At 60.0% G+C, this 22832-nt stretch carries 20 protein-coding genes; 11 read left to right on the top strand and 9 right to left on the bottom strand.

The features are described from left to right. Nucleotides 1-296: 296 nt before the first annotated feature. From adk to ACI514_RS19810, 6 genes are all read left to right on the top strand, one after another. Nucleotides 297-947 (top strand): adenylate kinase, encoded by a 651-nt coding sequence (adk, locus tag ACI514_RS19835; RefSeq protein ID WP_160056163.1) that lies wholly within the window; start codon nt 297-299, stop codon nt 945-947. Nucleotides 948-1040: 93 nt separating this feature from the next. Next, nucleotides 1041-1715 (top strand): tRNA (adenosine(37)-N6)-threonylcarbamoyltransferase complex dimerization subunit type 1 TsaB, encoded by a 675-nt coding sequence (gene tsaB / locus ACI514_RS19830; RefSeq protein WP_405122242.1) that lies wholly within the window; start codon nt 1041-1043, stop codon nt 1713-1715. Between the two features lie 222 nt (nt 1716-1937). Beyond that, a complete protein-coding gene (locus ACI514_RS19825) occupies nt 1938-2249 on the top strand; it encodes a hypothetical protein (protein WP_102900558.1) in 312 nt (103 codons plus the stop codon). After that, complete coding sequence (locus ACI514_RS19820; RefSeq protein WP_405122241.1) at nt 2249-3109, top strand: DUF72 domain-containing protein; 861 nt, start codon at nt 2249-2251, stop codon at nt 3107-3109. The genes ACI514_RS19825 and ACI514_RS19820 overlap by 1 nt, the downstream gene beginning before the upstream one ends. 31 nt (nt 3110-3140) lie before the next feature. Beyond that, nucleotides 3141-3962, top strand: a complete 822-nt coding sequence (locus ACI514_RS19815) for an oxaloacetate decarboxylase (RefSeq protein WP_405122240.1) — start codon at nt 3141-3143, stop codon at nt 3960-3962. Between the two features lie 2 nt (nt 3963-3964). Then, entirely contained in the window at nt 3965-4657 is a 693-nt protein-coding gene (locus tag ACI514_RS19810) for an extensin family protein (protein WP_160056171.1), read from the top strand. Nucleotides 4658-4660: 3 nt separating this feature from the next. Here ACI514_RS19810 and ACI514_RS19805 read toward each other — a convergent pair whose 3' ends face one another. Beyond that, on the bottom strand, nt 4661-5281 hold the full coding sequence (locus ACI514_RS19805; protein WP_160056173.1) for an energy transducer TonB: 621 nt from the start codon (nt 5279-5281) through the stop codon (nt 4661-4663). 92 nt (nt 5282-5373) lie between these two features. Between ACI514_RS19805 and ACI514_RS19800 the strand changes: the two genes are divergently transcribed. After that, nucleotides 5374-6156, top strand: coding sequence for a class I SAM-dependent methyltransferase (locus ACI514_RS19800; RefSeq protein ID WP_405122239.1), 783 nt, complete (start codon nt 5374-5376; stop codon nt 6154-6156). Nucleotides 6157-6271: 115 nt separating this feature from the next. Here ACI514_RS19800 and ACI514_RS19795 read toward each other — a convergent pair whose 3' ends face one another. Further along, complete coding sequence (locus ACI514_RS19795) at nt 6272-6907, bottom strand: TetR/AcrR family transcriptional regulator (RefSeq protein ID WP_160056177.1); 636 nt, start codon at nt 6905-6907, stop codon at nt 6272-6274. Between the two features lie 94 nt (nt 6908-7001). On the opposite strand from ACI514_RS19795, the gene ACI514_RS19790 reads away from it, so the two are divergent. The 3 genes from ACI514_RS19790 (at nt 7002) to ACI514_RS19780 (ending at nt 13149) form a co-directional block, all read left to right on the top strand. Further along, nucleotides 7002-8102 carry an efflux RND transporter periplasmic adaptor subunit gene (locus ACI514_RS19790; RefSeq protein ID WP_160056179.1) on the top strand — a complete coding sequence of 367 codons (1101 nt, stop codon included), beginning with the start codon at nt 7002-7004 and terminating at the stop codon, nt 8100-8102. A 6-nt stretch (nt 8103-8108) separates the two neighbouring features. Further along, entirely contained in the window at nt 8109-11177 is a 3069-nt protein-coding gene (locus tag ACI514_RS19785) for an efflux RND transporter permease subunit (RefSeq protein ID WP_160056181.1), read from the top strand. A 580-nt stretch (nt 11178-11757) separates the two neighbouring features. Continuing rightward, on the top strand, nt 11758-13149 hold the full coding sequence (locus ACI514_RS19780; RefSeq protein WP_405122238.1) for a Fic family protein: 1392 nt from the start codon (nt 11758-11760) through the stop codon (nt 13147-13149). On the opposite strand, the gene ACI514_RS19775 is transcribed toward ACI514_RS19780, so the two are convergent. From ACI514_RS19775 to plsB, 3 genes are all read right to left on the bottom strand, one after another. After that, complete coding sequence (locus tag ACI514_RS19775) at nt 13146-13835, bottom strand: DUF4197 domain-containing protein (RefSeq protein ID WP_160056185.1); 690 nt, start codon at nt 13833-13835, stop codon at nt 13146-13148. The two genes, ACI514_RS19780 and ACI514_RS19775, sit on opposite strands and share 4 nt — an antisense overlap. 40 nt (nt 13836-13875) lie before the next feature. Further along, nucleotides 13876-14274 (bottom strand): YbaY family lipoprotein, encoded by a 399-nt coding sequence (locus ACI514_RS19770; RefSeq protein ID WP_405122237.1) that lies wholly within the window; start codon nt 14272-14274, stop codon nt 13876-13878. 130 nt (nt 14275-14404) lie between these two features. After that, nucleotides 14405-16906, bottom strand: a complete 2502-nt coding sequence (gene plsB / locus ACI514_RS19765) for a glycerol-3-phosphate 1-O-acyltransferase PlsB (protein ID WP_212622879.1) — start codon at nt 16904-16906, stop codon at nt 14405-14407. A gap of 238 nt (nt 16907-17144) precedes the next feature. On the opposite strand from plsB, the gene ACI514_RS19760 reads away from it, so the two are divergent. After that, nucleotides 17145-17354 carry a cold-shock protein gene (locus tag ACI514_RS19760; protein WP_007908870.1) on the top strand — a complete coding sequence of 70 codons (210 nt, stop codon included), beginning with the start codon at nt 17145-17147 and terminating at the stop codon, nt 17352-17354. Nucleotides 17355-17480: 126 nt separating this feature from the next. Here the strand turns inward: ACI514_RS19760 and ACI514_RS19755 are convergent, their stop codons facing one another. The 4 genes from ACI514_RS19755 to ACI514_RS19740 all read right to left on the bottom strand — a co-directional run bounded on the left by ACI514_RS19755 (nt 17481) and on the right by ACI514_RS19740 (nt 22723). Beyond that, nucleotides 17481-17858: a hypothetical protein gene (locus ACI514_RS19755; protein ID WP_016985110.1), complete on the bottom strand. Its 378-nt coding sequence runs from the start codon at nt 17856-17858 to the stop codon at nt 17481-17483. A gap of 75 nt (nt 17859-17933) precedes the next feature. Continuing rightward, entirely contained in the window at nt 17934-18743 is an 810-nt protein-coding gene (locus ACI514_RS19750; RefSeq protein ID WP_405122236.1) for a putative RNA methyltransferase, read from the bottom strand. After that, nucleotides 18743-19894, bottom strand: a complete 1152-nt coding sequence (dapE, locus tag ACI514_RS19745) for a succinyl-diaminopimelate desuccinylase (RefSeq protein ID WP_160056195.1) — start codon at nt 19892-19894, stop codon at nt 18743-18745. Before dapE ends, ACI514_RS19750 begins: the two co-directional genes overlap by 1 nt. A 237-nt stretch (nt 19895-20131) precedes the next feature. After that, nucleotides 20132-22723, bottom strand: coding sequence for a glycosyltransferase (locus ACI514_RS19740; RefSeq protein WP_160056197.1), 2592 nt, complete (start codon nt 22721-22723; stop codon nt 20132-20134). Nucleotides 22724-22832: the final 109 nt, after the last annotated feature.

The raw sequence follows: 22832 nt of genomic DNA, 5'->3' as shown, positions 1-22832 counted from the left end.
TTTGTCTGGGCACGCGGCCTCCGGAACACGTAACGGAGGCCGCTTTGCCTGACGGCGCAAAGTGCCGCCAGGCGACAGTTAGTGATGGGGTTGCGACTTGGGTTACCGCGTCGCAAGGTCGCAGGGGGCGTCGGTTTCTCCGACTTTTGGCGTCTTGTGTGGGCGCAGCCTGCTGTGTATCTTGATCAGCCTTTGGCCGTTTGTGCGGCCACGACCCGTATTTTCAGGATTCGTCCCAAGAGGCGAATCCTTTGTTTTGTAAAAGCTTTTTATAAAAAAATTGAGGAGCACATCTAATGCGCGTCATTCTGCTGGGAGCTCCCGGGGCCGGTAAAGGTACTCAGGCTAAGTTCATCACCGAAAAATTCGGCATTCCACAAATTTCCACCGGCGACATGCTGCGTGCAGCGGTCAAGGCCGGTACTCCACTGGGCGTTCAAGCCAAGAGCATCATGGATGCCGGCGGCCTGGTGTCGGATGACCTGATCATCGCACTGGTTCAGGACCGCATCGCTCAGCCAGACTGCGCCAACGGTTTCCTGTTCGACGGCTTCCCGCGCACCATTCCGCAGGCTGAAGCACTGGTCACTGCCGGCGTTGAGCTGGATGCAGTGGTTGAAATCGCTGTTGAAGACGAAGAAATCGTGCAACGCATCGCCGGCCGTCGTGTTCACGAAGCCAGCGGCCGCGTTTACCACATCGTCTACAACCCGCCGAAAATCGCCGGCAAAGACGACATCACTGGCGAAGAGCTGGTACAGCGCAAGGACGACACCGAAGAAACCGTGCGTCATCGCCTGTCGGTCTACCACTCGCAGACCAAGCCTTTGGTGGAGTTCTATCAGAGCCTGTCGACTAAAAATGCTGGCAAGCCGAAGTACAGCCACATCCCGGGCGTTGGTTCGGTTGATGCGATCACCGCCAAGGTGCTGGCCGCGCTGAGCTGAAAAGTCTGAACCGCAGCACCATCCACGGCCCGCTTGCGGGCCGTAGTTGTTTATACTGACGCACTTTTTCCCACCCCTGTTTTGGAAACATCGATGAGCACCTTGCTGGCCCTGGACACCGCGACTGAAGCTTGCTCCGTTGCCTTGCTGCATGACGGCAAGGTCACGAGCCATTACGAGGTGATCCCGCGCCTGCACGCGCAGAAGCTGTTGCCGATGATCCAGCAATTGCTGGCCGACGCCGGCACCACGTTGCAAGCGGTCGATGCGATTGCTTTCGGTCGCGGGCCGGGTGCATTTACCGGCGTGCGGATCGCCATTGGTGTGGTGCAAGGGCTGGCGTTTGCGCTGGATCGCCCGGTGTTGCCGGTGTCCAACCTCGCGGTGCTGGCGCAGCGTGCCTATCGCGAACATGGCGTGAGCCAGGTCGCGGCGGCCATCGATGCGCGGATGGATGAGGTGTATTGGGGCTGCTACCGCGAGACGGCGGGGGAGATGCGACTGGTCGGTGCCGAAGCGGTGTTGCCGCCGGAAGTCGCGGCGCTGCCGGCCGATGCCAGTGGTGACTGGTTCGGTGCTGGCACCGGTTGGGGGTATGGCGAGCGTATTGCGGTCGATCTGAGCGGCTCGGATGCAGGCATGCTGCCCCACGCCGAAGACCTGCTGACCCTGGCGCGTTTTGCCTGGGAGCGCGGCGAGTCGATCCCGGCGGATGATGCACAACCGGTTTACCTGCGCGATAAAGTCGCCACCCCCAAGGCTCGTTGAGCCTTTAAAAAGATCGCAGCCTTCGGCAGCTCCGACAGAGATTGCATTCCAACTGTAGGAGCTGCCGAAGGCTGCGATCTTTTGATCTACTGTCGCCAATCGTCAGTTTGTAACCCCTCGCTTTAAACCTTTTGCGCTTTATGTGTTCTAGTTATCACTCGGCAGTTTGCTAAGTCGGTCAAGTGCCGCTAAATTGCCATCATCGATACCGAGCATGAAATTATGCGTATAGACGGCCTTTCCTCTCAGTCCTACCCCATCAAGCGCAAGCCTCGCAAAGGCCATGTGACTGTGGATGAGTCAGTCGACGATATCGACGGTGAGATCGAATTTCCGACTGAAGAGCAACTGGCTGCCCGTGCTGCCGCCAAAGCTGCCGCGCAACGCCTGAGCAATCTGCCCGCCCGCCAACAAGACATGATCTACCACCGTGCGATGAAAAAAAGCGTAGCGATGGCCTTGGCCAGCTATCTGAGCACTGCCGGTTTTGTCGATTGGGATGCAGACGTGCTGGGCCTCGATCTGTACATCTGATGGATCTGCCTTACTACCTCGGTTGTCCGTCCTGGAGCGAAAACGCCTGGCGCGAGTATCTGTACCCGGTAGACGCCAAAACCTCCGATTTCCTCGGTCTCTATTCCCAAGTGTTCAACGCCGTTGAAGGCAACACGACCTTCTACGCCAGCCCGTCGCCCGCCACGGTGCAGCGTTGGGCCGAGGTCATGCCCGAGCACTTTCGCTTCACCGCCAAATTCCCCGGCGACATCAGCCACAGCGGTGACCTGCGCGAGCAACTGACGGCAGCCGAAACCTTTCTGCAATTACTCTCGCCACTCGGCCAGCGTGTCTCGCCGTCGTGGCTGCAATTGTCGAAAAGCTTCACACCGCAACGGCTGCCGGAACTGGCGGCGTTCATCGATGCGCTGGATTGCCCGCTGGCAGTGGAAGTGCGGCATGAACAGTTCTTCGCCAAGGGCGAGAGCGAACGCTTGCTCAATCGGCTGCTGCTGGACCGTGGCGTGGAACGCATCTGCCTCGACCCGCGTGCGCTGTTCAGCTGCCTGTCGACCGAATCCTCGGTGATCCACGCGCAATCGAAAAAACCGCGCGTGCCGACGCGTCCGGCGGCGTTCACCCAGTTCCCGCAAGTGCGCTTCATTGGCCATCCCGAGCTTGAAGCCAACGATGCGTTCCTGGTGCCGTGGGTAGCGAAAATCGCCGAGTGGATCGAAGAGGGTCGTACGCCGTATATCTTCCTGCACACCGCCGACAACCTGTTGGCGGCAAAACTGGCGCAACGTTTTCACGCACAACTGATGCAACGTTTGCCTGGCCTGCCGGCCCTGCCTGAGCTATACAGAGAACCCGCTGCGGAGCAACTTGGCCTGCTCTGAGGCGGATTTTTTCCTGCCCTGGAGCCTGCCGATGGATGCCCAAGCCCTTAAAGCACACGCCTTCAAAGCCCTGCATGAACGTCCGGGGATTTTCGTCATTCCCAATCCGTGGGATGCGGGGTCGGCGAAAATGCTCGCCAGTCTCGGCTATCAGGCCTTGGCAACGACCAGCGCCGGTTATGCGTTTTCCCAGGGCAAGGCCGATGGTGCGTTGAGTCTCGACGAGACCCTGGCCAATGTCCGCGCGATTGTCGCGGCCACTGATTTGCCGGTGGCGGTGGATCTGGAAAACGGCTTTGCCGATGACCCGGCCGAGGCTGCAAAAAGCCTGCTTCGCGCAGCAGAGGCGGGTGCGGTCGGTGGTTCGATCGAAGACGCGACCGGCCGCGCGGTTGCGCCGATCTATTGCTTCGAACACGCGGTGGCACGTATCGAAGCCGCCGTCGCCGCCGTGCGCACACTGCCATTCCCCTTCATCCTGACTGCCCGCGCGGAAAATTATCTGCACGGCAACCCCGATATCAACGACACCATTCGCCGCTTGCAGGCCTTCGCCGAAGCGGGCGCCGATGTGCTTTACGCACCGGGTTTGCGCAACGCCGAAGAAGTGCTGGCAGTGGTGCGCGCAGTGGCGCCGAAACCGGTCAATGTACTGATGTCTGGCGGTTTGAAACTGACCGTGCAGGAACTGCAGGACATGGGCGTGCGCCGGATCAGCACCGGTTCGGCACTGGCCTTGGCAGCGTTCGGCGAATTCTTTCGCGCCGCTGAAGAGATCCAGCAATCCGGCACCTTCGGCTTTACTTCGCAGTCGATGCCGTACGCCAAGGCCAATCAGTTCTTCAAGGGCTAAGCATGGGGCGATGGATTGCGCTTACTGTCCTGCTGATCATCGGCGGCGCCATGATCAGTGTCTGGCGCGGCTGGCTGGACGTGCCACCGCCATGGAATCCGTGGGCACCGCTGGACGTGAAAGCCGCGCCCAATTGGCTGACCGGCTACAAGTTGATGCGTTTGCGCAGTGATCCTCAGCTCTGCGCCCAGGCGTTAAGCAGTTCCGATCTGCGCGTCACACGTCAAGCCGACAGCCTGGGCGCCGAATGCCCGCTGATCGGCGCCCTGCGCGTACAGAGCGGCGAGGCGGCGCTGAGCAGCAGCTTCCTCGCCAGTTGTCCGCTGGCGGTGGCCTACGCGATGTTCGAGCACCATTCGCTGCAACCCGCCGCACAGTCGGTTTACGGTCAGAAAGTCGCGCGCCTCGATCACCTTGGCAGCTTCGCCTGCCGCAATGTCTACAACCGCGAAAGCGGGGCGCTCAGCCGTCATGCCAGCGCTGATGCGCTGGACATTGCCGGTTTTCGGCTGGCCGACGGCCGCAGCATCAGCGTACTCAAGGACTGGCCGAAGCAAAATCAGGATGCGCAGTTTCTGCGTCAGGTGCGCGACGGCGCCTGCGAGGCGTTCAATGTGGTGTTGAGCCCGGATTACAACGCCGCCCACCGCAATCACTTTCATGTCGATGTCGGGCGCTGGAGCGTGTGTCGCTGAGGCTTAAGCGGCGAGGCGCAGGTTCTGCAGAACGATCGGGCGCGCCCAGCCGTTATCGAAGTCCAGCGCTTTCTGTTGCTCGATGATTTCTTCCGGCGGGAACGGCGGGTAAGGCTTTTGCAGCAGGTCCAGATCGAATTCGGCAATCGGCAGGTACAGCGGTTTCTTCTGCGGTGCCGGGCCAGGCTCTGGAACGGGCTGACCATTGTTGATCACCACCGGACGCACCCAACTGCTGTCGAAATCCTGTTGCTCTTGCTGAGCCTTGAGTTCTTCAGGCGGGAACGGTGGGAATGGCTTGTCAAGCAAGTCCATTTCGAACTCGGCGATCGGCAGGAACAGCGGCTCTGGCGGACGCACTTCGGTTTCGACCACGTCGCACTCGCGCTGGCTGATGATGTGCGCGTGCAGCTCGCTGCCGATGGTCGGCTCTTCCGGGCTGTTCAGGTCAACCGGCGGAAATGTACCGCAGGCAGGCACCACTTCACTCGTCTGTTCGGCCATCGCCTGGGCAAAGAAATCCTGCCACAGGTGACTGACGCCGCTCAGTGCTTGAGTGTTGTGACGGCTAAAGTCGCCATGGGGCGAGATGTAGCCAATCGATGTGGGAAGAATGCCTGACATTTTTTTCGGTTGACGCTCAGCTCTGGCAAAATGCGCGTTGAATGAATTATCGGCGGTTTTTGCCGATCCTTGAATTTTTGAGCGTGTTTTCCATGATCGAACAACCCGCGGCCTGCCGCATCCATGTCGAAGCCCTTGGCGCGACGTATGAAGCGCAAGCCGAGCAGTGGGCCGAGCGCCTCGGTCTGCCGCTTGCAGTGGCGGACGGCGAGTTTGCCTTGCAGGTCGGCGAGCAGGGTTTGCAGTTGCAACAGCTCGGCCCGGATGCGCCGGGACCGGTGCGCGTCGACTTCGTTGAGGGCGGCGCGGCGCATCGGCGCCTATATGGCGGCGGCAGCGGGCAGATGATTGCCAAGGCTGTCGGTATCGCCCAAGGCGTGCGCCCGCGCGTGCTGGATGCGACGGCGGGGCTGGGCAAGGACGCGTTCGTGCTGGCCAGTCTCGGTTGCGAAATGAGCCTGATCGAGCGCCAGCCGCTGATTGGCGCGCTGCTGGAAGATGGTCTGGCACGGGCGGCGGAGGATTTCGACGTGGCACCGATCGTGGCGCGGATGAAATTGCTCAAGGGCAACTCCATCGAGGTCATGCAGAACTGGGAAGGCGAGCCGCCACAGGTGATTTATCTCGATCCGATGTTTCCGCACCGTGAGAAGACCGCGCTGGTGAAGAAGGAAATGCGCCTGTTCCGGCCGTTGGTGGGGGATGATCCGGATGCCCCGGCGTTGCTCGAAGCCGCGTTGGCGTTGGCGACGCACCGGGTGGTGGTCAAGCGGCCGCGCAAGGCGCCGTGCATTGAGGGGCCGAAGCCGAGTCATGCGCTGGATGGAAAATCGAGCCGCTATGACATTTATCCGAAGAAAGCGCTCAAGCCTTAAAACAGAGTCGCTCCTATCGCGAGCAGGCTCACTCCTACAATTGATCTGTGGTGCACACAAATCCACTGTAGGAGTGAGCCTGCTCGCGATAGGGCCAGCCCAAACAGCGCAGAAGCTAAGGTTTGTACGCCCGCATAAACAAAGCCACCACTTCCTGAATATGGCTCTCTGCAGCCTCTTCGCTCAACGGCTCCCCACAGCCATACAACAATCGAAAATTCCCCGCGCCCTTGATCAGGCAGAAGAAATGCTCAGCCGCATTGCGCGGCAGATCGATGCTCAGCGCGCCTGTCTCGTGAATGCGCGTCAACAACCGCTCCATGCCCTGCACCATGCGCTGCGGACCCGCCTCGAAGAAGATCAGCGACAGCTTCGGGTCCTGACTGCCCAGCGCCATGATCAAGCGGTGCAAGTTCACCGACTCATCACTGTTGATCAGGTGATGAAAGCCTCGCGCAATGTTCAGCAACACATTTTCCACAGCGATGCCTTCGGGCAATTCGAAGAACAGCGGCGGTAATTGCTCCTCGCACTTGGCCACGACGGCGGCGGAGAACAGCGTCTCCTTGTCGTTGAAATGGCTGTAGACCGTCAGCTTCGACACGCCCGCCTCGCTGGCGACCGCGTCCATGCTGGTGTTGGCATAGCCATGACTCAGAAACAGAATTTTCGCCGCGTCGAGGATGGCTTGGCGCTTGGCCAGATCCTTCGGGCGGCCCGGACCGTTTGGAGCTGAAAGATTGTTCGACATTCTTCGCTTTTATTACTGGACTGGTGAGTTTGCTATTAATAACATGCCCGCCAGTATAATTATTCCAAGCACCATTAGCGAAAGGTCCGTCACCATGTTCCGCCATGCGTTGTCCCTCGCGTTGCCAGTGAGTCTGGCGTTCCTTTTGTCAGCGTGTGGTCAGGAAGAGGCGACGCAAGTCACCGTGCGACCGGCCATGGTGGTGCAGCCAGAGCCTTCGGCGCAGGCCATGGAAAGTTATCCGGGCGAGGTGCGCGCCCGCTATGAACCCGATCTGGCCTTTCGCATTGGCGGCAAAGTCAGCCGACGACTGGTCGATGAAGGTCAGCGCGTGAAGGCCGATCAGCCACTCGCCGAACTCGATCCGCAAGATGTACGCCTGCAACTGGAAGCCACCCGCGCCCAAGTCGCCGCCGCCGAAGCCAATCTCAATCTGGTGCGCGCCGAGCGTGATCGCTACAAGACCCTGATGGACCGGCAGATGGTCAGCCGCTCGGCTTACGACAATGCGGAGAACCTTTACCGCTCCGGTGAAGCCCGTCTCAAACAAATCAAAGCTGAATTCAACGTTTCGACCAATCAGGCCAGTTACGCGGTGCTGCGTGCGCCGCAGGATGGCGTGGTGGCCAAGCGTTCGGTCGAGGTGGGGCAGGTCGTCGCCGCCGGGCAAACCGTGTTTACCCTCGCCACCGATGGCGAACGCGAAGTGCTGATCAGCCTGCCGGAGCAGAGCTTCGGCCGCTTCAAGGTCGGTCAGCCAGTGACAGTCGAGCTGTGGACGCAACAGAACCAGCGCTTCGCCGGACAGATCCGCGAACTGTCGCCCGCCGCCGATCCACGCTCACGCACCTTTGCTGCACGTATTTCCTTCACCGGCGGCAAAGTCCCGGCTGAACTGGGCCAGAGCGCCCGTGTATTTGTGCAATCGGCCGACAGCGTTTCCCTGTCGGTGCCGCTCTCGGCACTCACCGCCGAAAACGGCGCTACCTACGTCTGGGTCGTCAACGGCAACAACACCTTGAAGAAAACCCCGGTGCGCGTTGGCCCGTTCGGCGAGAAAAGCGTGCCGGTGCTCGAAGGCCTGAACGCCAGCGACTGGGTGGTCGCTGCCGGTGTGCATGTGCTGCTCGAAGGTCAGCAGGTGCGTCCGGTGGATCGCTCCAACCGTGTGGTCAATCTGGCGGACAAGGAGTAAGCCCCGATGCGCTTCAACCTTTCCGAATGGGCGCTGCGTAATCGCCAGATCGTACTGTTCCTGATGCTTTTACTGGCCATCGTCGGTGCGCTGTCCTACACCAAACTTGGCCAGAGTGAGGACCCGCCGTTTACCTTTAAAGCCATGGTCATCCAGACCCGATGGCCGGGGGCGACCGCGCAGGAAGTCTCGCGTCAGGTCACCGAACGCATTGAAAAGAAACTGATGGAAACCGGCGAGTACGAACGCATCGTGTCGTTCTCGCGCCCCGGTGAATCGCAAGTGACGTTCATTGCCCGCGACTCGATGCACTCCAAGGAAATTCCCGACCTCTGGTATCAGGTGCGCAAGAAGGTCAGCGATATTCGCCAGACCTTGCCACCGGATATACAGGGGCCGTTCTTCAATGATGAATTCGGCACCACGTTCGGCAATATCTATGCGCTGACCGGTGACGGTTTCGATTACGCGGTGCTCAAGGATTACGCCGACCGTATCCAGATCCAGCTACAGCGGGTCAAGGATGTCGGCAAGGTCGACCTGCTCGGTTTGCAGGACGAGAAAATCTGGGTCGAACTGTCCAACGTCAAATTGGCGACCCTCGGCCTGCCGCTGTCGGCGGTACAACAAGCGCTGCAAGAGCAGAACGCGGTGTCCACCGCCGGGTTCTTTGAAACCGGTAGCGAGCGCTTGCAGCTACGGGTCTCGGGGAATTTTCAGACAGTCGATGAGATAAAAAACTTCCCGATCCGCGTCGGCGATCGTACGTTCCGCATCTCCGATGTCGCCGATGTGCGTCGCGGTTTCAACGACCCACCGGCGCCGCGCATGCGTTTCATGGGCGAAGATGCGATTGGTCTCGCGGTGGCGATGAAGGATGGCGGCGACATTCTGGTGCTCGGTAAAGCGCTGGAAGGCGAGTTCTCGCGCATCCAGAAAAACCTTCCGGCCGGCATGCAATTGCGCAAGGTTTCTGACCAGCCGGCGGCGGTGAAAACCGGGGTCGGCGAGTTCGTCCAGGTGCTGGTCGAGGCGCTGGCGATTGTCTTGCTGGTGAGCTTCTTCTCCCTCGGCGTGCGCACCGGCATGGTCGTGGCACTGACCATTCCATTGGTGCTGGCGATGACCTTCGCCTGCATGTATTACCTCGGCATCGGCCTGCACAAGATCTCCCTTGGCGCATTGGTGTTGGCGCTGGGCTTGTTGGTGGACGACGCGATCATCGCCGTGGAAATGATGGCGATTAAAATGGAGCAGGGCTTCGATCGCATCCGTGCAGCGAGCTACGCCTGGACCAGCACCGCGTTCCCGATGCTCACCGGTACGTTGATCACCGCCGCCGGGTTTCTGCCGATTGCCACCGCGCAGTCCGGTACCGGCGAGTACACCCGCTCGATCTTTCAAGTGGTGACCATTGCGTTGCTCGCGTCCTGGGTGGCGGCGGTGGTGTTCGTGCCGTATCTGGGGGAAAAACTCCTGCCGGATCTGGCGAAAATTCATGCAGCCAAACATGGCACGGGTGACGGTCAGCCGGATCCGTATGGCACGCCGTTTTATCAGCGGGTTCGGCGCTTGGTGGAGTGGTGCGTGGCGCATCGCAAGACCGTGATCGTGCTGACGGTGGGGCTGTTTATTGCCTCGGTGATGTTGTTCCGTTTCGTCCCGCAGCAGTTTTTCCCGGCCTCCAATCGGCTGGAGTTGATGGTTGATCTGAAACTGGCTGAAGGCGCGTCGCTGGCTAATACCACTGGTGAGGTGAAACGACTGGAGGCGATGCTCAAGGATCACGCCGGCATCGATAATTACGTGGCGTACGTTGGCACCGGTTCGCCGCGTTTCTATCTGCCGCTGGATCAGCAATTGCCGGCGGCCAGCTTCGCGCAGTTTGTGGTCTTGGCGAAAACCATCGAGGAGCGGGAAGCGCTGCGCACGTGGTTGATTGAAACGCTTAACGAGCAGTTTCCGACATTGCGTTCGCGGGTCACACGTCTGGAAAACGGTCCGCCGGTTGGCTATCCGGTGCAGTTCCGCGTCACCGGCGAACACATCGAAGAGGTCCGCGCGTTGGCGCGCAAAGTGGCGGCCAAGGTTCGCGAGAATCCGCATGTGGTCAACGTGCATCTGGATTGGGAAGAACCGAGCAAGGTTGTTTATCTGAATATCGATCAGGATCGTGCTCGGGCGCTGGGTGTGAGCACAGCCAATCTGGCGAAATTCCTGCAGAGTTCGTTGACCGGGTCGAGTGTCAGTCAGTACCGCGAAGACAATGAGTTGATCGAGATTCTGCTGCGCGGCACGGTGCATGAGCGCACTGAGTTGTCGTTGTTGCCGAGTCTGGCGGTGCCGACGGATAACGGCCGCAGTGTGGCGTTGTCGCAGATTGCCACGCTGGAATACGGCTTTGAGGAGGGGATTATCTGGCATCGCAATCGGCTGCCGAACGTGACCGTGCGCGCCGATATTTATGGCAAGGAGCAGCCGGCGACGTTGGTCAAGCAGATCATGCCGACGCTGGATTCGATTCGGGCCGAGTTGCCGGATGGTTATCTGTTGGATGTTGGCGGCACGGTGGAGGATTCCGAGCGTGGGCAGAAGTCGGTGAATGCCGGGGTGCCGATGTTCATCGTCGTGGTGCTGACGTTGCTGATGGTGCAGTTGCGCAGTTTTTCGCGTACGGCGATGGTGTTTTTGACGGCGCCTTTGGGGTTGATCGGGGTGACGTTGTTCTTGATGGTGTTCCGTCAGCCGTTCGGGTTTGTGGCGATGTTGGGCACGATTGCGCTGTCAGGGATGATCATGCGTAATTCGGTGATTCTGGTGGATCAGATTGAACAGGATATTGCTTCGGGGCTTAAGCCTTGGCAGGCGATTATCGAGGCTACGGTTCGACGCTTCAGGCCGATTGTGTTGACGGCTTTGGCGGCGGTGCTGGCGATGATTCCGTTGTCGCGCAGTGTGTTTTTTGGGCCGATGGCGGTGGCGATCATGGGTGGGTTGATTGTTGCGACTGCGTTGACGCTGTTGTTTTTGCCGGCGTTGTATGCGGCTTGGTTCCGGGTGCGTAGGGACGCTTGATTGTTTTGTGACGTGGCGGCCTTCGGGCCGACCATGTTCTTGGGGTTTTGGGTGCATATCCGTTTCCGCGGGTGCTGCGGCTGGCGGTTTCGCCCTTACGGCGAGTCACCTTTTCCAAACGCCCCAAAGGAACCAAAGGTCTGCGCCCTGACGTTCGGCCCACTCGCTGGGGCTCGGGGTTCCTTCGCTCCGGGATCGATCCGGGGGCATCGCCTACGGTTTGCTTCGCTGCACCTCCTTTCGATGTGTTCGACTTCGTCGAACGGTCGCTGCGCTCCCACCCCCGGATCAATCCCTCCACTCAGCCTGCCGACGGGCCTTCAGATCAAAAGCTGTACGCGAGCTAACGCTCATTGTGTTGAGTGGTGAGGAGCAGAAGCGATTTGCTCTGGCTCTTCTGTGGGAGCGAGCCTGCTCGCGAAGGCGGCCTGACAGCCGACCAGTCTCTAGCTGACTATCCAAACCCCGCTCTGCCTCCGCCACTTCCTACATTTTTTTCAGAAACCTCCGATATTGAACCTGGGTGCCGCGAGTGCTGTACTCAAGCCTCTGCTTTTCCAGAGTCCTTGAGCCCGCCTTGATGAAAAAGCCTCCACCCTTGAAGGGCCGATCCGACCCGGTGTTTGATTTGTTGGTGCACCCGCCCCACAAGCATCGTCTGGCGGACTATCTTGCGCTGCTCAAGCCGCTCGATGATCAAGGTCGTTATCTGCCATTTGAAGCGTTGCGTTATCGCTGGGCGGCGGGGCTGGATGCCAGACTGTGCTGGGCGTTGGTCAAGAAGGCGCGGGCGGCCCAATACATCAACCTTCTGCCACTGGGCGAGCCTGTGCAGTGGGGGAAGTATCTGTTGACGCCGCTGGCACAGAAAACCATCTCAATTGTGGATCGGCAGGCCAGTACGGCGGCGCTGGAATACATGACCAGCCAGATCGGCGAACGGGCACATTTCAGTTATCTGCTTAACGATTTGATCGAAGATGAAGCCATCGCCAGCAGTCAGCTGGAAGGCGCTGCGACGACTACGCGTGTGGCCAAGGACATGCTCAAGCAGCGGCGCCAGCCCCGTACTCCGGATGAGCGCATGGTGATGGGTAATTACCGGATGATGAATTTTGCCTGGGAGAGACGTTTCGAACCCATGAGCGTGGATTTGATCGCAGCGATTCATCGGGTGGGGGTCGAGGGCATCGATGACGAGCAGTATTCACCCGGGGTGTTCAGAACCAACGACGAAGTGGTCGTTCAGGATGGGGCGGGCAACACCGTGCACCGGCCACCACCTGCGACAGGATTGGCCACGCGGCTGGAGAGGCTGTCGCACTGGATCAACCTGCCCGAAGGCTCACCGCAAGAGACGAGCTACCTGCATCCACTGATCAAGGCGATCACACTGCATTTTGCCTTGGGCTACGAACATCCCTTTCGCGACGGCAATGGGCGAGTCGCCAGGGCGTTGTTTTACTGGTTCATGTTCAAGAATGAATTTGCGGCGTTTCGCTACATAGCGATCAGTTTGTTACTGCGTAATGCGCCAGTGAAATATGGACGTTCATACCTGCACACCGAGGCGGATGAACTGGATCTGACGTACTTCATCGAATTCCAGTGTTCGGTGATCCAGCGAGCGGTGCTCGGGTTTGCCGATGTTTACCGCAAGAGCGTGGCCTACACCGAAGAGTTCGAGCGCTGGCTGACGAATTCTGGCTACTTCGATCAGATGACGGAAAAACAGCGCGCGGTGTATCAGGCGGCAAAAAGCGGGGAGGCGAAGGAGTTCACAGCGAATAATGTGGCGGAAAATTTTGGTTGCTCGTACAGCGAGGCGACTTCGGCTCTGGAGGGGCTGGACCAGTTGCAGCTTTTTGAGAGAAGGAAGATGGGGCGCGAGTGGGTATTTTTTTTACGTAGTTCTGTACGTGGAGGGAAGCACGGGAGCGAATCGAATCGCCCCCGTGTTACGACTGCTTAAAGCGTGCCGAACACCTTCTTCGCCAGACTGGTCGCCGCAGCGGCCGGGTTCTGGCGGATGGTTTCTTCCTGTTTGCCGATCATCTCGAACAGGCCATTCAGCGCTTGCTCGGTGACGTAGTTTTCAACGTTGGCGCTCTTCGCATCGACAACGCCAAACGCAGCGGCCTGGCCCGCGAACGAGTTGTACTTCTGCGCTACGCCAACCTTGTCGGTCGCCTGTTTGACGATCGGCAGGAACTTGGCGCGGATCTGTTCGCGGCTGGATTTGTCGAGGTATTGCGTGGCCGAATCCTTGCCGCCGCTGAGGATGCCTTTGGCGTCTTCCACGCTCATTTTTTTCACGGCGTCGACGAGGATTGGCTGGGCCTGGGTCACGGCGCTTTCCGCAGCCTTGTTCATCGCGGTTTCCAGTTCTTCAACCTGAGCGCCCATGCCGAAGGCTTTCATCTTGCTCGCGGCTTTGCCGAGTTTGCCCGGCAGTTCGATCTTCACCTCAGGGTTGTTGCTGAAACCGCCGGGTGTGCCGAGTTGTTTGACGGCGATTTGCGCGCCTTGGGTCAGGGCATCCTTGAGGCCGCCGGTGGCGTCTTTTTGCGACAGGTCACTGAGCGACAGAGCCATGGCGCTGGCGGAGATCATCAGGCCTGCGCACAGGCCGGCGAAGCGAAGGGTAGGGCGGAACATGGCGGCTTCCTTGTTGCGGAAAAGGGCTGCGGAAAATGAATTAACGAACGGCGTCGACGCGGATTTTCAGCGGCTGCGGGTCGTTGCCGTCGAGTTGCACGGCGTGGTTTTCGGTGGTGATGAACATCAGTTCGCCGTTAACTTCAATGCGCGCGCTGACCGAGTAACGGTGGCCCGGTTTGACTTGGGCCGGATCGTAGCTCAAGTGGAAGGGCAGCGGCACCTGGCCTTTGATCGGGCCTTTTTGCTCGTCCAGCACGACGGCCGGCGCATCGGCCTGCGAGACGTCTTGCAGGCTGACGCTGAGGGTCGCACTAGGTGGCAGGGCGATGCGCTGCAGGTAGAACACTTCACCGTCGAGGCCGACCTTGCCGGCGGGACTGGTCGATTGGCAGGCGCTCAACAGTGTGGCGGCGGCGAGGGTTAGTAGTTTTTTCATGGTGCATCTCCTTTGAATATGGGAGCGACGGTGCGACGATTCGACCTGCTCGCGAAAGCGGTATTTCAGTCACTGAGATGTCGACTGACACTCTACCTTCGCGAACAAGCTCGCTCCCACCCGGTTTGCATCAGGTCTCGGGTTGAGCGACGACCTGATCGGCAGCATCTTCACTGCGATGCAGCGCAACCTGGCGGATCGACAGGCGAATCTCCGCCGGCAATACGCGTTTGGCTGCACCTTCGGCGAGTTCGCCGAGCAGCTCGTGATAACTCAGTTTGCCGGCCTCGTCGCGGCGCAGCACGTCGAGGTCGAGCATCGTCTGGATGAAGTGGCGGAACAGGCTCTTGTCGAAGAACTCCGGCGCATTCAGACCGTGGAGGATCGACAGGCGTTGAGCCATGACGGTGCAGAGGTCTTCCAGTTCTTCGGCGCTGATGCTGTTCTGGCCGCTGTTGAGCAGCAAGGACACGGTCATGTAGAAACGCTGCAAGGTCTGGGCGATGCTCTTCGACAGCAGCGTCAGCAGGACGAAATGCCGCGAACTTGGCGCTGGACGCAGATAAACATCCTTCTCGAAACGCAGCAGGCCTTGCTCGACGAATGCTTCGAGCCACTGATCAACCACACCGTCCAGTTCGTCCAGCGTCCAGCGAATGAACAGTTCCGATTGCAGGTACGGATACAGCGCGCGGGTGTAGCGCAGGATCTGTTCGCGGCTCATGCGCGAAGCGCTCTGGAAGAAGCTCGCCAGCAGCGCCGGCAGGGCGAAGATGTGCAGCACATTGTTGCGGTAGTAGGTCATCAGGACGGCGTTCTGCTCGTCCAGATAGAGAATCTTGCCCAGCGCATCGTTCTGCTCGGCGAGCAGGTCCATGTCCTTCACATGCTCGATCAGCGCGCGGCCGTCGCCTTCTGGCAGCGTGGTGTGCGGCGAATAGGGAACCTTGCGCAGCAGCGCCAGGTACAGATCCAGCACCCGTGCCATGGCGCGATCATCCAGCGCCAGACGCGTGGTCGAGAGCAGCGCCAGCGCCACCAGGTTGACCGGGTTGATCGCCGCCGCTTCGTTCAGATGCTGCGCGACTTTCTCGCCGAGACGATTGGTGGTTTCGTTGAGCCACGCCGGTTTGTACTGCGGGCCGAGTTCCTGCTGGCGCCAGTCCGGTTGCTCGGCGTCGAGGAATTCGGCCAGTTTGATTGGCTCACCGAAGTTCACTGCGACCTGACCGAAACGCTGCTTGAGCGCGCCGATGACTTTGAAAATATCAAAGATCGATTCTTTCTTCTTGCTCGCCCCGCGCAACTCGCCAAGATAGGTACGACCTTCCAGCACGCGTTCGTAACCGATGTACACCGGCACAAACACGATCGGCATCCGCGACGAACGCAGGAAGCTGCGCATCGTAATGGCGAGCATGCCGGTTTTCGGTTGCAGCATGCGCCCGGTGCGCGAACGGCCGCCCTCGACGAAGTACTCGACCGGGAAACCTTTGGTGAACAGGGTGTGCAGGTATTCGTTGAACACCGAGGTGTATAGCGGGTTGCCCTTGAACGTGCGGCGCATGAAGAACGCGCCGCCACGGCGCAGCAGGCTGCCGATCACCGGCATGTTCAGGTTGATCCCGGCGGCGATGTGCGGCGGGGTCAGGCCGTTGCGGAACAGCAAATACGAGAGCAGCAGGTAGTCGATGTGGCTGCGGTGGCACGGCACGTAGATCACTTCGTGACCCTGGGCGACCTTCTGCACGCCTTCGATGTGGTTGACCTTGATGCCGTCGTAGATCTTGTTCCAGAACCAGCTCAGCACCACTTCCAGAAAGCGGATCGCGGTGTAGGTGTAGTCCGAGGCGATCTCGTTGCCGTAGCGCAAGGCCTGAGCCTTGGCCTTCTCCGGGGAGATGTTTTCGCGCTCGGCTTCGTCGAGGATCGCTTGTTTGACCAATGGCTGGTTGAGCAAGCCTTTGACCAGATTTCGGCGGTGGGAAATGTCCGGGCCAATGACCGCTGCTTTCAGATTGCGGAAGTGCACGCGGAGGATGCGCTGGGCCATGCGCACGGTGCGTTCGTGACCCTTGTTGTGCTCGATCAGTTCACGCAGGTGGATCGGCGCGGAGAACTGCACACGGGTTTTACGCCCGAGCACGATGATGCTCAGCAGCCGACGCAGGCGCCCGGTGACGGCCCAGCTGTCGGCGAACAATAGCTTCCACGGACTGTTTTCGCTGTCCGGCGATTGGCCCCAGAACACGCTGACAGGAATGATCTGAGCGTCTTCGGCAGCGTTCTGGGTGAGGGCGCTGACCAGTCGGGTCAAGGTCGGCGGTGCGCCGCGTTTGTCCTGGCGACCGAGCCAGTCCGGATCCGGCGTCAGGTAGAAGAACGCCGCCGGTTCGATCAGCGAACCCACCGACACCGGCAGTACCGGACGCGGCAGACCGGCCTTGGTGCACTCGGTGTCGAGCACGGCCAGATCGGTCAGCGAAGGGTTTTGCAGGACGTAGAACACCGGACGACTGCGGTCGAGGTTGAGGGTGAACGACGACTGGTTGATCGTCTCCGAGCGAACCCAGAGGTACAACAGTCGGCGCAAGGTGCCAAACACAAGACGGCGAAACGGGGAACGGGTCATACGGCTTCTGCGTGAGTGAATAAAACCGAGCAGATGCTCGGGCGGTCGATAGTGTGCCGGATTCGCTGAAAATCGGCAAAAAAGCGGCGAAGTAATCTCCTGTTGAGTCTTTTTGCGCCTGTCATATACTCGGCGGTCTGTCGCCGAGGCCCTTTTATGGACGTCGGACGCAGGCTGACGTTCCGCAAAGGCTTTCCTGCGAAAAGCCTGTCCAATAATAAAAAAGGAGTATGAACAGATGGCAACACGTGAAACCGGCAACGTGAAGTGGTTCAACGACGCCAAAGGCTACGGCTTTATCCAGCGCGAAGACGGGGTGGACGTGTTCGTGCACTACCGCGCGATTCGCGGCGAAGGGCATCGGTCGCTGACCGAAGGCCAGCAGGTTGAATACGCAGTGATTACTGGCGAGAAGGGTTTGCAGGCGGAAGACGTTGTAGGCCTGTAAGTCGCTGAAAACCACTGTGGGAGCGAGCCTGCTCGCGAATGCGTAGTGTCAGTCGATATGAATGGTGACTGATACACCGCATTCGCGAGCAGGCTCGCTCCCACATGGGATCTGCGTTGCCTGTTGTTAAGCGGTTTTCCAGGTGATTTCTTCTTCACCGTCTTCGCTGATGCGCATCCAGCGATCCGCCGTCTCCTCACCTTCCTCTTCAACCCACGTGCCCGGGGCGCAACGCACTTCCACGTTCAGCGCGGCAAACGCTGCACGCGCGCAGGCGATGTCGTCGTCCCATGGGGTCTGGTCGCTTTCCAGGTACAGGCTGTTCCACTTGCCCACGGCTTTCGGCAGCCAGGTCACCGGCACGTTGCCGGCCTTGCACTTGTAAGTCTGGCCTTTCTGTACCCAGTCGCTGCACGGGCCCAACGCGGCGCCCAGCCAGGCCGAAATGGCCTTGTGGTCGACGTCGGCGTCTTTCAGGTAAATCTCGATGTCCGGTTGGCGCATGGATGTCCTCACTGCGGGTCTGAAAAATCCATTCGCGGATTTAGCCGGCCCCGGGCATTTGCCCGAGACCAAAAGTTATTGAAGAACGAAATAATCGTAGCGCATCGACACGGTGGTCTCGAACGGCTCGGCCTGCTCGATCACCGCCGCACGACGCTCGGCACTGGCGCGCCAGCCGTGGGGCGTCATCGCCAACAGGTTGGCGCGATCCTCGGGCTTGGTCAGGGTCAGCTTGAATTCCAGGGTTTCACTGTGCGCCAGCGCCATGCCTTCCGGCACCAGGGCCAGGTGCTTGTCGTCGGTGTATTCGCGCACTTCGTCGTACAGGCGTTCGCGCAGTTCCATCAAGTGGCCGCTGGTCGGACCGACTTTCATCAGGCCACCGCCCACACTGAGAAGGCGCTTGGCTTCTTCCCAATCCAAAGGACTGAAAACGCTGGCGAGGAACTGGCAACTGCCCGACGCCAACGGCACACGGGCCATGCTGGCGATCAACCAGCTAATCGCCGGGTTACGTTTGCACGCGCGTTTGACCGCCTCGCGGGAAATGTCCAGCGCGTAGCCATCGGCGTTCGGCAAGGCCTCGGCGATCTGCGCGGTGTAATAACCCTCGCCACAACCGATGTCGACCCAGCGATCCGGCGCATAACTTGCCGCCAGTTCGGCCAGTCGCTTGGCTACTGGCGCGTAATGGCCAGCGTTCAAGAAGTCGCGACGCGCCTCGACCATGGCTTGGTTGTCGCCAGGGTCGCGGCTGTTCTTGTGCTGCACCGGCAGCAGGTTCAGATAACCCTGCCGCGCACGGTCGAAGCGATGGCCTGCCGGGCAGACCACGCCGTTGTCCACTGTGTTCAGCGGTTCACTGCAAATGGGGCAAGCCAGCATCAGGCGAGCAACTTGATCATTGTCTGGTAGTAGATCTCGGTCAGTACGTCGAGATCCGCCGCCAGCACGCGCTCGTTGACCTGGTGAATGGTCGCGTTGACCGGGCCCAGTTCAACAACCTGCGTGCCCATGGTCGCGATGAAACGGCCATCGGAGGTGCCGCCGCTGGTCGACGCTTTGGTCTCGCGACCGGTGATGTCCTTGATGCTCGCCGACACCGCGTCGAGCAGCGCGCCCGGTTCGGTGAGGAACGGCAGGCCGGACAGCGCCCAGTCGATGTGCCAGTCCAGATCGTGCTTGTCGAGAATGTCGGCCACGCGTTTCTGCAGGCCTTCGACGGTCGATTCGGTGGAGAAACGGAAGTTGAACACCGCCACCAGATCACCCGGAATCACGTTGGTCGCGCCGGTGCCGGAGTTGACGTTGGAAATCTGGAAACTGGTCGGCGGGAAGAAATCGTTACCGTGATCCCAGTGCTCGGCGGCCAGTTCGGCCAGCGCCGGAGCGGCGAGGTGGATCGGGTTCTTCGCCAGATGCGGGTAAGCGACGTGACCCTGAATGCCTTTGACCGTGAGCTTGGCGCCCAGCGAGCCACGACGGCCGTTTTTCACCACGTCGCCAACCAGGGTGGTGCTCGACGGTTCGCCGACGATGCACCAGTCCAGACGCTCATTACGCGCGGCCAAACGCTCGACCACTGCTTTGGTGCCATGGTGCGCCGGGCCTTCTTCGTCGCTGGTGATCAGGAACGCGACCTTGCCTTTGTGGTTCGGGTAATCGGTGACGAAACGCTCGGCGGCGACGGTCATCGACGCCAGGCTGCCTTTCATGTCCGCCGCGCCACGGCCGCAGAGCATGCCGTGTTCATCGATCAGCGCGTTGAACGGGTCGATCTGCCACGCGGTGACCGGGCCGGTCGGGACCACGTCGGTGTGGCCGGCGAAGCACAGCACCGGGCCGTCGTTGTCGCCGTGGGTCGCCCAGAAGTTATCCACATCTTCGATGCGCATCGGCTCGAGGCTGAAACCGGCATCGCCCAGGCGCTGCATCATCTGCTTCTGGCAATCGGCGTCGACCGGCGTCACGGAAGGACGGCGGATCAGGTCGATGGCGAGTTGGAGGGTCGGCGAAAGGTCGGCGTGGGCCGTCATGGAAAACTCCGAAGATCATGAATGTGGGCGCGGATTAACTGTAGGAGTGAGCCTGCTCGCGATAGCGGTGTGTCAGTCAACGTAACTATTGATTGTTACACCGCTATCGCGAGCAGGCTCACTCCTACAGGAATTGGGTTCGGCCAATGAGCCGAACGCCGCCAAGCCCCGCAAAATGGCGGTTATCTTAAAGCAAAACGGCGACCATTGGCCGCCGTTTAGTGCATCGATGAGGATTTAGACGACCGGCGCCGGCTCAGGCTTGGCCGCAGGTTTCGGCAACGACGACAGGAACGCCATGATCAGCGCCGCCAGATACGGCAGCGACTGCACCAGCAACATCACCACCCAGAAACGCATGTCGTTGCTCGGCATGCCGTTGACCAGAAAGATCCCCAGCGCCGCGCCCCACAACAGCAGCATGATGAACAGCTCTTCCCGCGCTTCGGAAATCGCCACCCAGAAGCCGTGGTTGTCAGCGTTTTTTGGCGTACGGAAGAACGGAATGCTGCTGGTGAAGAAGCCGTACAGCACCGCTTTGGCGATGGTGTGCGACAACGCCAGCCCGGCCAGCGCCGCGCAGAAGGCATCTTTCAGGTTCACGCCGACGGCGCGACGGTAGAGGAAGATGATCTTGCCGACCTTGAACACGAACAACGCCAACGGCGGAATTGCGAAGATCAGCAGCGGCGGATCGACCCGTTGCGGCACGATAATCATCGCCGCCGACCACAACAGCGCGCCGACGGTGAAGAAGATGTTCATGCCGTCCGCGACCCACGGCAACCAGCCCGCGAGGAAGTGATAGCGCTGGCCACGGGTCAGCTCGGTGTCCTTGCCGCGCAACAGGCTGCCGGTGTGGCGTTTGATGATCTGAATTGCACCGTAAGCCCAGCGGAAACGCTGTTTCTTGAAGTCGATAAACGTATCCGGCATCAGGCCCTTGCCGTAGCTGTCGTGGTAATACGCCGCCGACAGGCCTTTTTCGAACACGCGCAGACCGAGTTCGGCGTCTTCGCAGATGCACCAGTCAGCCCAACCCAACTCTTCCAGCACCGAGCGACGGGTCATGGTCATGGTGCCGTGCTGGATGATCGCGTCACGGTCGTTACGAGTGACCATGCCGATGTGGAAGAAGCCTTTGTATTCGGCGTAGCAGAGCTTTTTGAAGGTGCTTTCGTTCTGATCGCGATAATCCTGCGGCGATTGCACCACAGCGATTTTCGGATCGGCGAAGTGCGGCACCATGTGCTTGAGCCAGTTCGGGTGCACGCAGTAATCGGAGTCGATCACGGCGATCACTTCGGCATCCTTGGCGGTGTGCGGAATCAGGTAGTTCAGCGCACCGCCCTTGAAACCGGCCAGCGGCGAGACGTGGAAGAACTTGAAGCGCGGACCGAGGGTTTCGCAGTAGTCGCGTACCGGCTCCCATACCGCCGGATCCTTGGTGTTGTTGTCGATGATCAGGACTTCGTAGTCCGGATAATCCAGCGCTGCCAGTGCGTCGAGGGTCTGTTTGACCATCTCCGGCGGCTCGTTGTAGCACGGCACGTGAATCGAGACTTTCGGGCGATAGCTGGAGTCGCCCTCGACCGGCAGGAACTCGCGCCGACGCTTGTGAATCCACACCGCTTCGGCCAGCTCATGCGCCTCCGTCAGCAAGACGATAAACACCCCAAGCGCACCCAGCGCCAAGAGGAAGCCCACCGTCAAACTGAACCACGTGCTGTATTGCAGGCTGTAGTCGTAACCGATCCACACCAGCACCGAACCGCAAAGGAAGGCGATAAAGGTCAGGAAGATCCGCCCACGCTGACGCAGCGCCGAGCCGTCGATCATCAGCAGGGTCAGCGACAACAGCGCCAGCACCACCGAACCGATCGCCAGTACGCGCCATTGCGGGATCGCGACCACCGGGCCTTCAAAGTTGAATTTCTGCTGACGCGCAGCGTTGAACACGCCCCAGTACGCGCCGACCGAGCCTTCGTCGCTGGCCTTCCACGGCTGGTCAAACGCCTCGATCACGAAGTAGTTGAAGCCTTGGCGGTTGAGCTTGTTGACCAGTGTGCGCAGGTAGATCGCCTGATCCGCCGGCGACGCATCGGCGCCACCGCGCATGCGGCCGTTGCTCGGCCAGCCGACCTCGGAGAGCAGCAGCGGCTTTTTCGGGAACATTTTTTTCAGATCGCGAGCACGGTCGAAAACGAACTGGCCAGCCTTGTCGACCGGAATGAACTCCCAGTACGGCAGAACGTGCGCAGCGATCAGATCGACGTGCTTGGCCAGCTCTGGATGTTCTTCCCAGACGTGCCATTGCTCCGACGTGGTCACCGGTACCTTCACCGCTGCGCGCACGCGATCGAGCAGCACGCTGAGTTGTTCGGCGGTGATTTCCTTGCGGAAGATCGCTTCGTTACCGACCACCACGCGCACCACACTGCGCGAGGTATTGGCCAGTTCGATGGCGCGCTGGATTTCCCGTTCGTTGCGCTCCTGATCGGGGCTGATCCAGATCCCCAGCGTCACACGCAGGCCGAATTCTTCGGCCAGTTTCGGGATGTCTTGCAGCGAACCGTCGACCGAGTAGATGCGGATGTTGTCCGTCAACTTGCTCATGATCTCCAGGTCGCGGCGCATCTCGTCGTCAGTCGGGTACTGATCCTTTTGCGGATATTGTCCCTGCTGGAACGGCGAATAGGAGAAACCGGAGATCTGCTCCGGCCAGTTCGGCGCGGAAACCGGGCGATTGATCAGCGCCCAGAAACCGGTGAACAGGGCGGCGATTGCCAGAACCACCACCAGGTTGAGTCCAAATTTACGCGATGACATAGCTATTTCGGGTTCCAAAGGCTGTGGAACGAAGGATCGGTCGGCTAGACGCCCGAGGGGCGCGCATCCTACACCGGCAGTTCGCAAGTCGTACATCAGACAGGGAAAT

Source organism: Pseudomonas sp. M20, assembly GCF_045037865.1.
Classification (GTDB): Bacteria; Pseudomonadota; Gammaproteobacteria; order Pseudomonadales; family Pseudomonadaceae; genus Aquipseudomonas.
This window is presented reverse-complemented; position numbering and strand designations above follow the sequence as displayed.

Bases quoted from the DNA above. Each gene is read 5' to 3' on its own strand.
- adk (WP_160056163.1), top strand. From the start codon at position 297: ATGCGCGTCATTCTGCTGGGAGCTCCCGGGGCCGGTAAAGGTACTCAG.
- tsaB (WP_405122242.1), top strand. From the start codon at position 1,041: ATGAGCACCTTGCTGGCCCTGGACACCGCGACTGAAGCTTGCTCCGTT.
- ACI514_RS19825 (WP_102900558.1), top strand. From the start codon at position 1,938: ATGCGTATAGACGGCCTTTCCTCTCAGTCCTACCCCATCAAGCGCAAG.
- ACI514_RS19820 (WP_405122241.1), top strand. From the start codon at position 2,249: ATGGATCTGCCTTACTACCTCGGTTGTCCGTCCTGGAGCGAAAACGCC.
- ACI514_RS19815 (WP_405122240.1), top strand. From the start codon at position 3,141: ATGGATGCCCAAGCCCTTAAAGCACACGCCTTCAAAGCCCTGCATGAA.
- ACI514_RS19810 (WP_160056171.1), top strand. From the start codon at position 3,965: ATGGGGCGATGGATTGCGCTTACTGTCCTGCTGATCATCGGCGGCGCC.
- ACI514_RS19805 (WP_160056173.1), bottom strand. From the start codon at position 5,281: ATGTCAGGCATTCTTCCCACATCGATTGGCTACATCTCGCCCCATGGC.
- ACI514_RS19800 (WP_405122239.1), top strand. From the start codon at position 5,374: ATGATCGAACAACCCGCGGCCTGCCGCATCCATGTCGAAGCCCTTGGC.
- ACI514_RS19795 (WP_160056177.1), bottom strand. From the start codon at position 6,907: ATGTCGAACAATCTTTCAGCTCCAAACGGTCCGGGCCGCCCGAAGGAT.
- ACI514_RS19790 (WP_160056179.1), top strand. From the start codon at position 7,002: ATGTTCCGCCATGCGTTGTCCCTCGCGTTGCCAGTGAGTCTGGCGTTC.
- ACI514_RS19785 (WP_160056181.1), top strand. From the start codon at position 8,109: ATGCGCTTCAACCTTTCCGAATGGGCGCTGCGTAATCGCCAGATCGTA.
- ACI514_RS19780 (WP_405122238.1), top strand. From the start codon at position 11,758: ATGAAAAAGCCTCCACCCTTGAAGGGCCGATCCGACCCGGTGTTTGAT.
- ACI514_RS19775 (WP_160056185.1), bottom strand. From the start codon at position 13,835: ATGTTCCGCCCTACCCTTCGCTTCGCCGGCCTGTGCGCAGGCCTGATG.
- ACI514_RS19770 (WP_405122237.1), bottom strand. From the start codon at position 14,274: ATGAAAAAACTACTAACCCTCGCCGCCGCCACACTGTTGAGCGCCTGC.
- plsB (WP_212622879.1), bottom strand. From the start codon at position 16,906: ATGACCCGTTCCCCGTTTCGCCGTCTTGTGTTTGGCACCTTGCGCCGA.
- ACI514_RS19760 (WP_007908870.1), top strand. From the start codon at position 17,145: ATGGCAACACGTGAAACCGGCAACGTGAAGTGGTTCAACGACGCCAAA.
- ACI514_RS19755 (WP_016985110.1), bottom strand. From the start codon at position 17,858: ATGCGCCAACCGGACATCGAGATTTACCTGAAAGACGCCGACGTCGAC.
- ACI514_RS19750 (WP_405122236.1), bottom strand. From the start codon at position 18,743: ATGCTGGCTTGCCCCATTTGCAGTGAACCGCTGAACACAGTGGACAAC.
- dapE (WP_160056195.1), bottom strand. From the start codon at position 19,894: ATGACGGCCCACGCCGACCTTTCGCCGACCCTCCAACTCGCCATCGAC.
- ACI514_RS19740 (WP_160056197.1), bottom strand. From the start codon at position 22,723: ATGTCATCGCGTAAATTTGGACTCAACCTGGTGGTGGTTCTGGCAATC.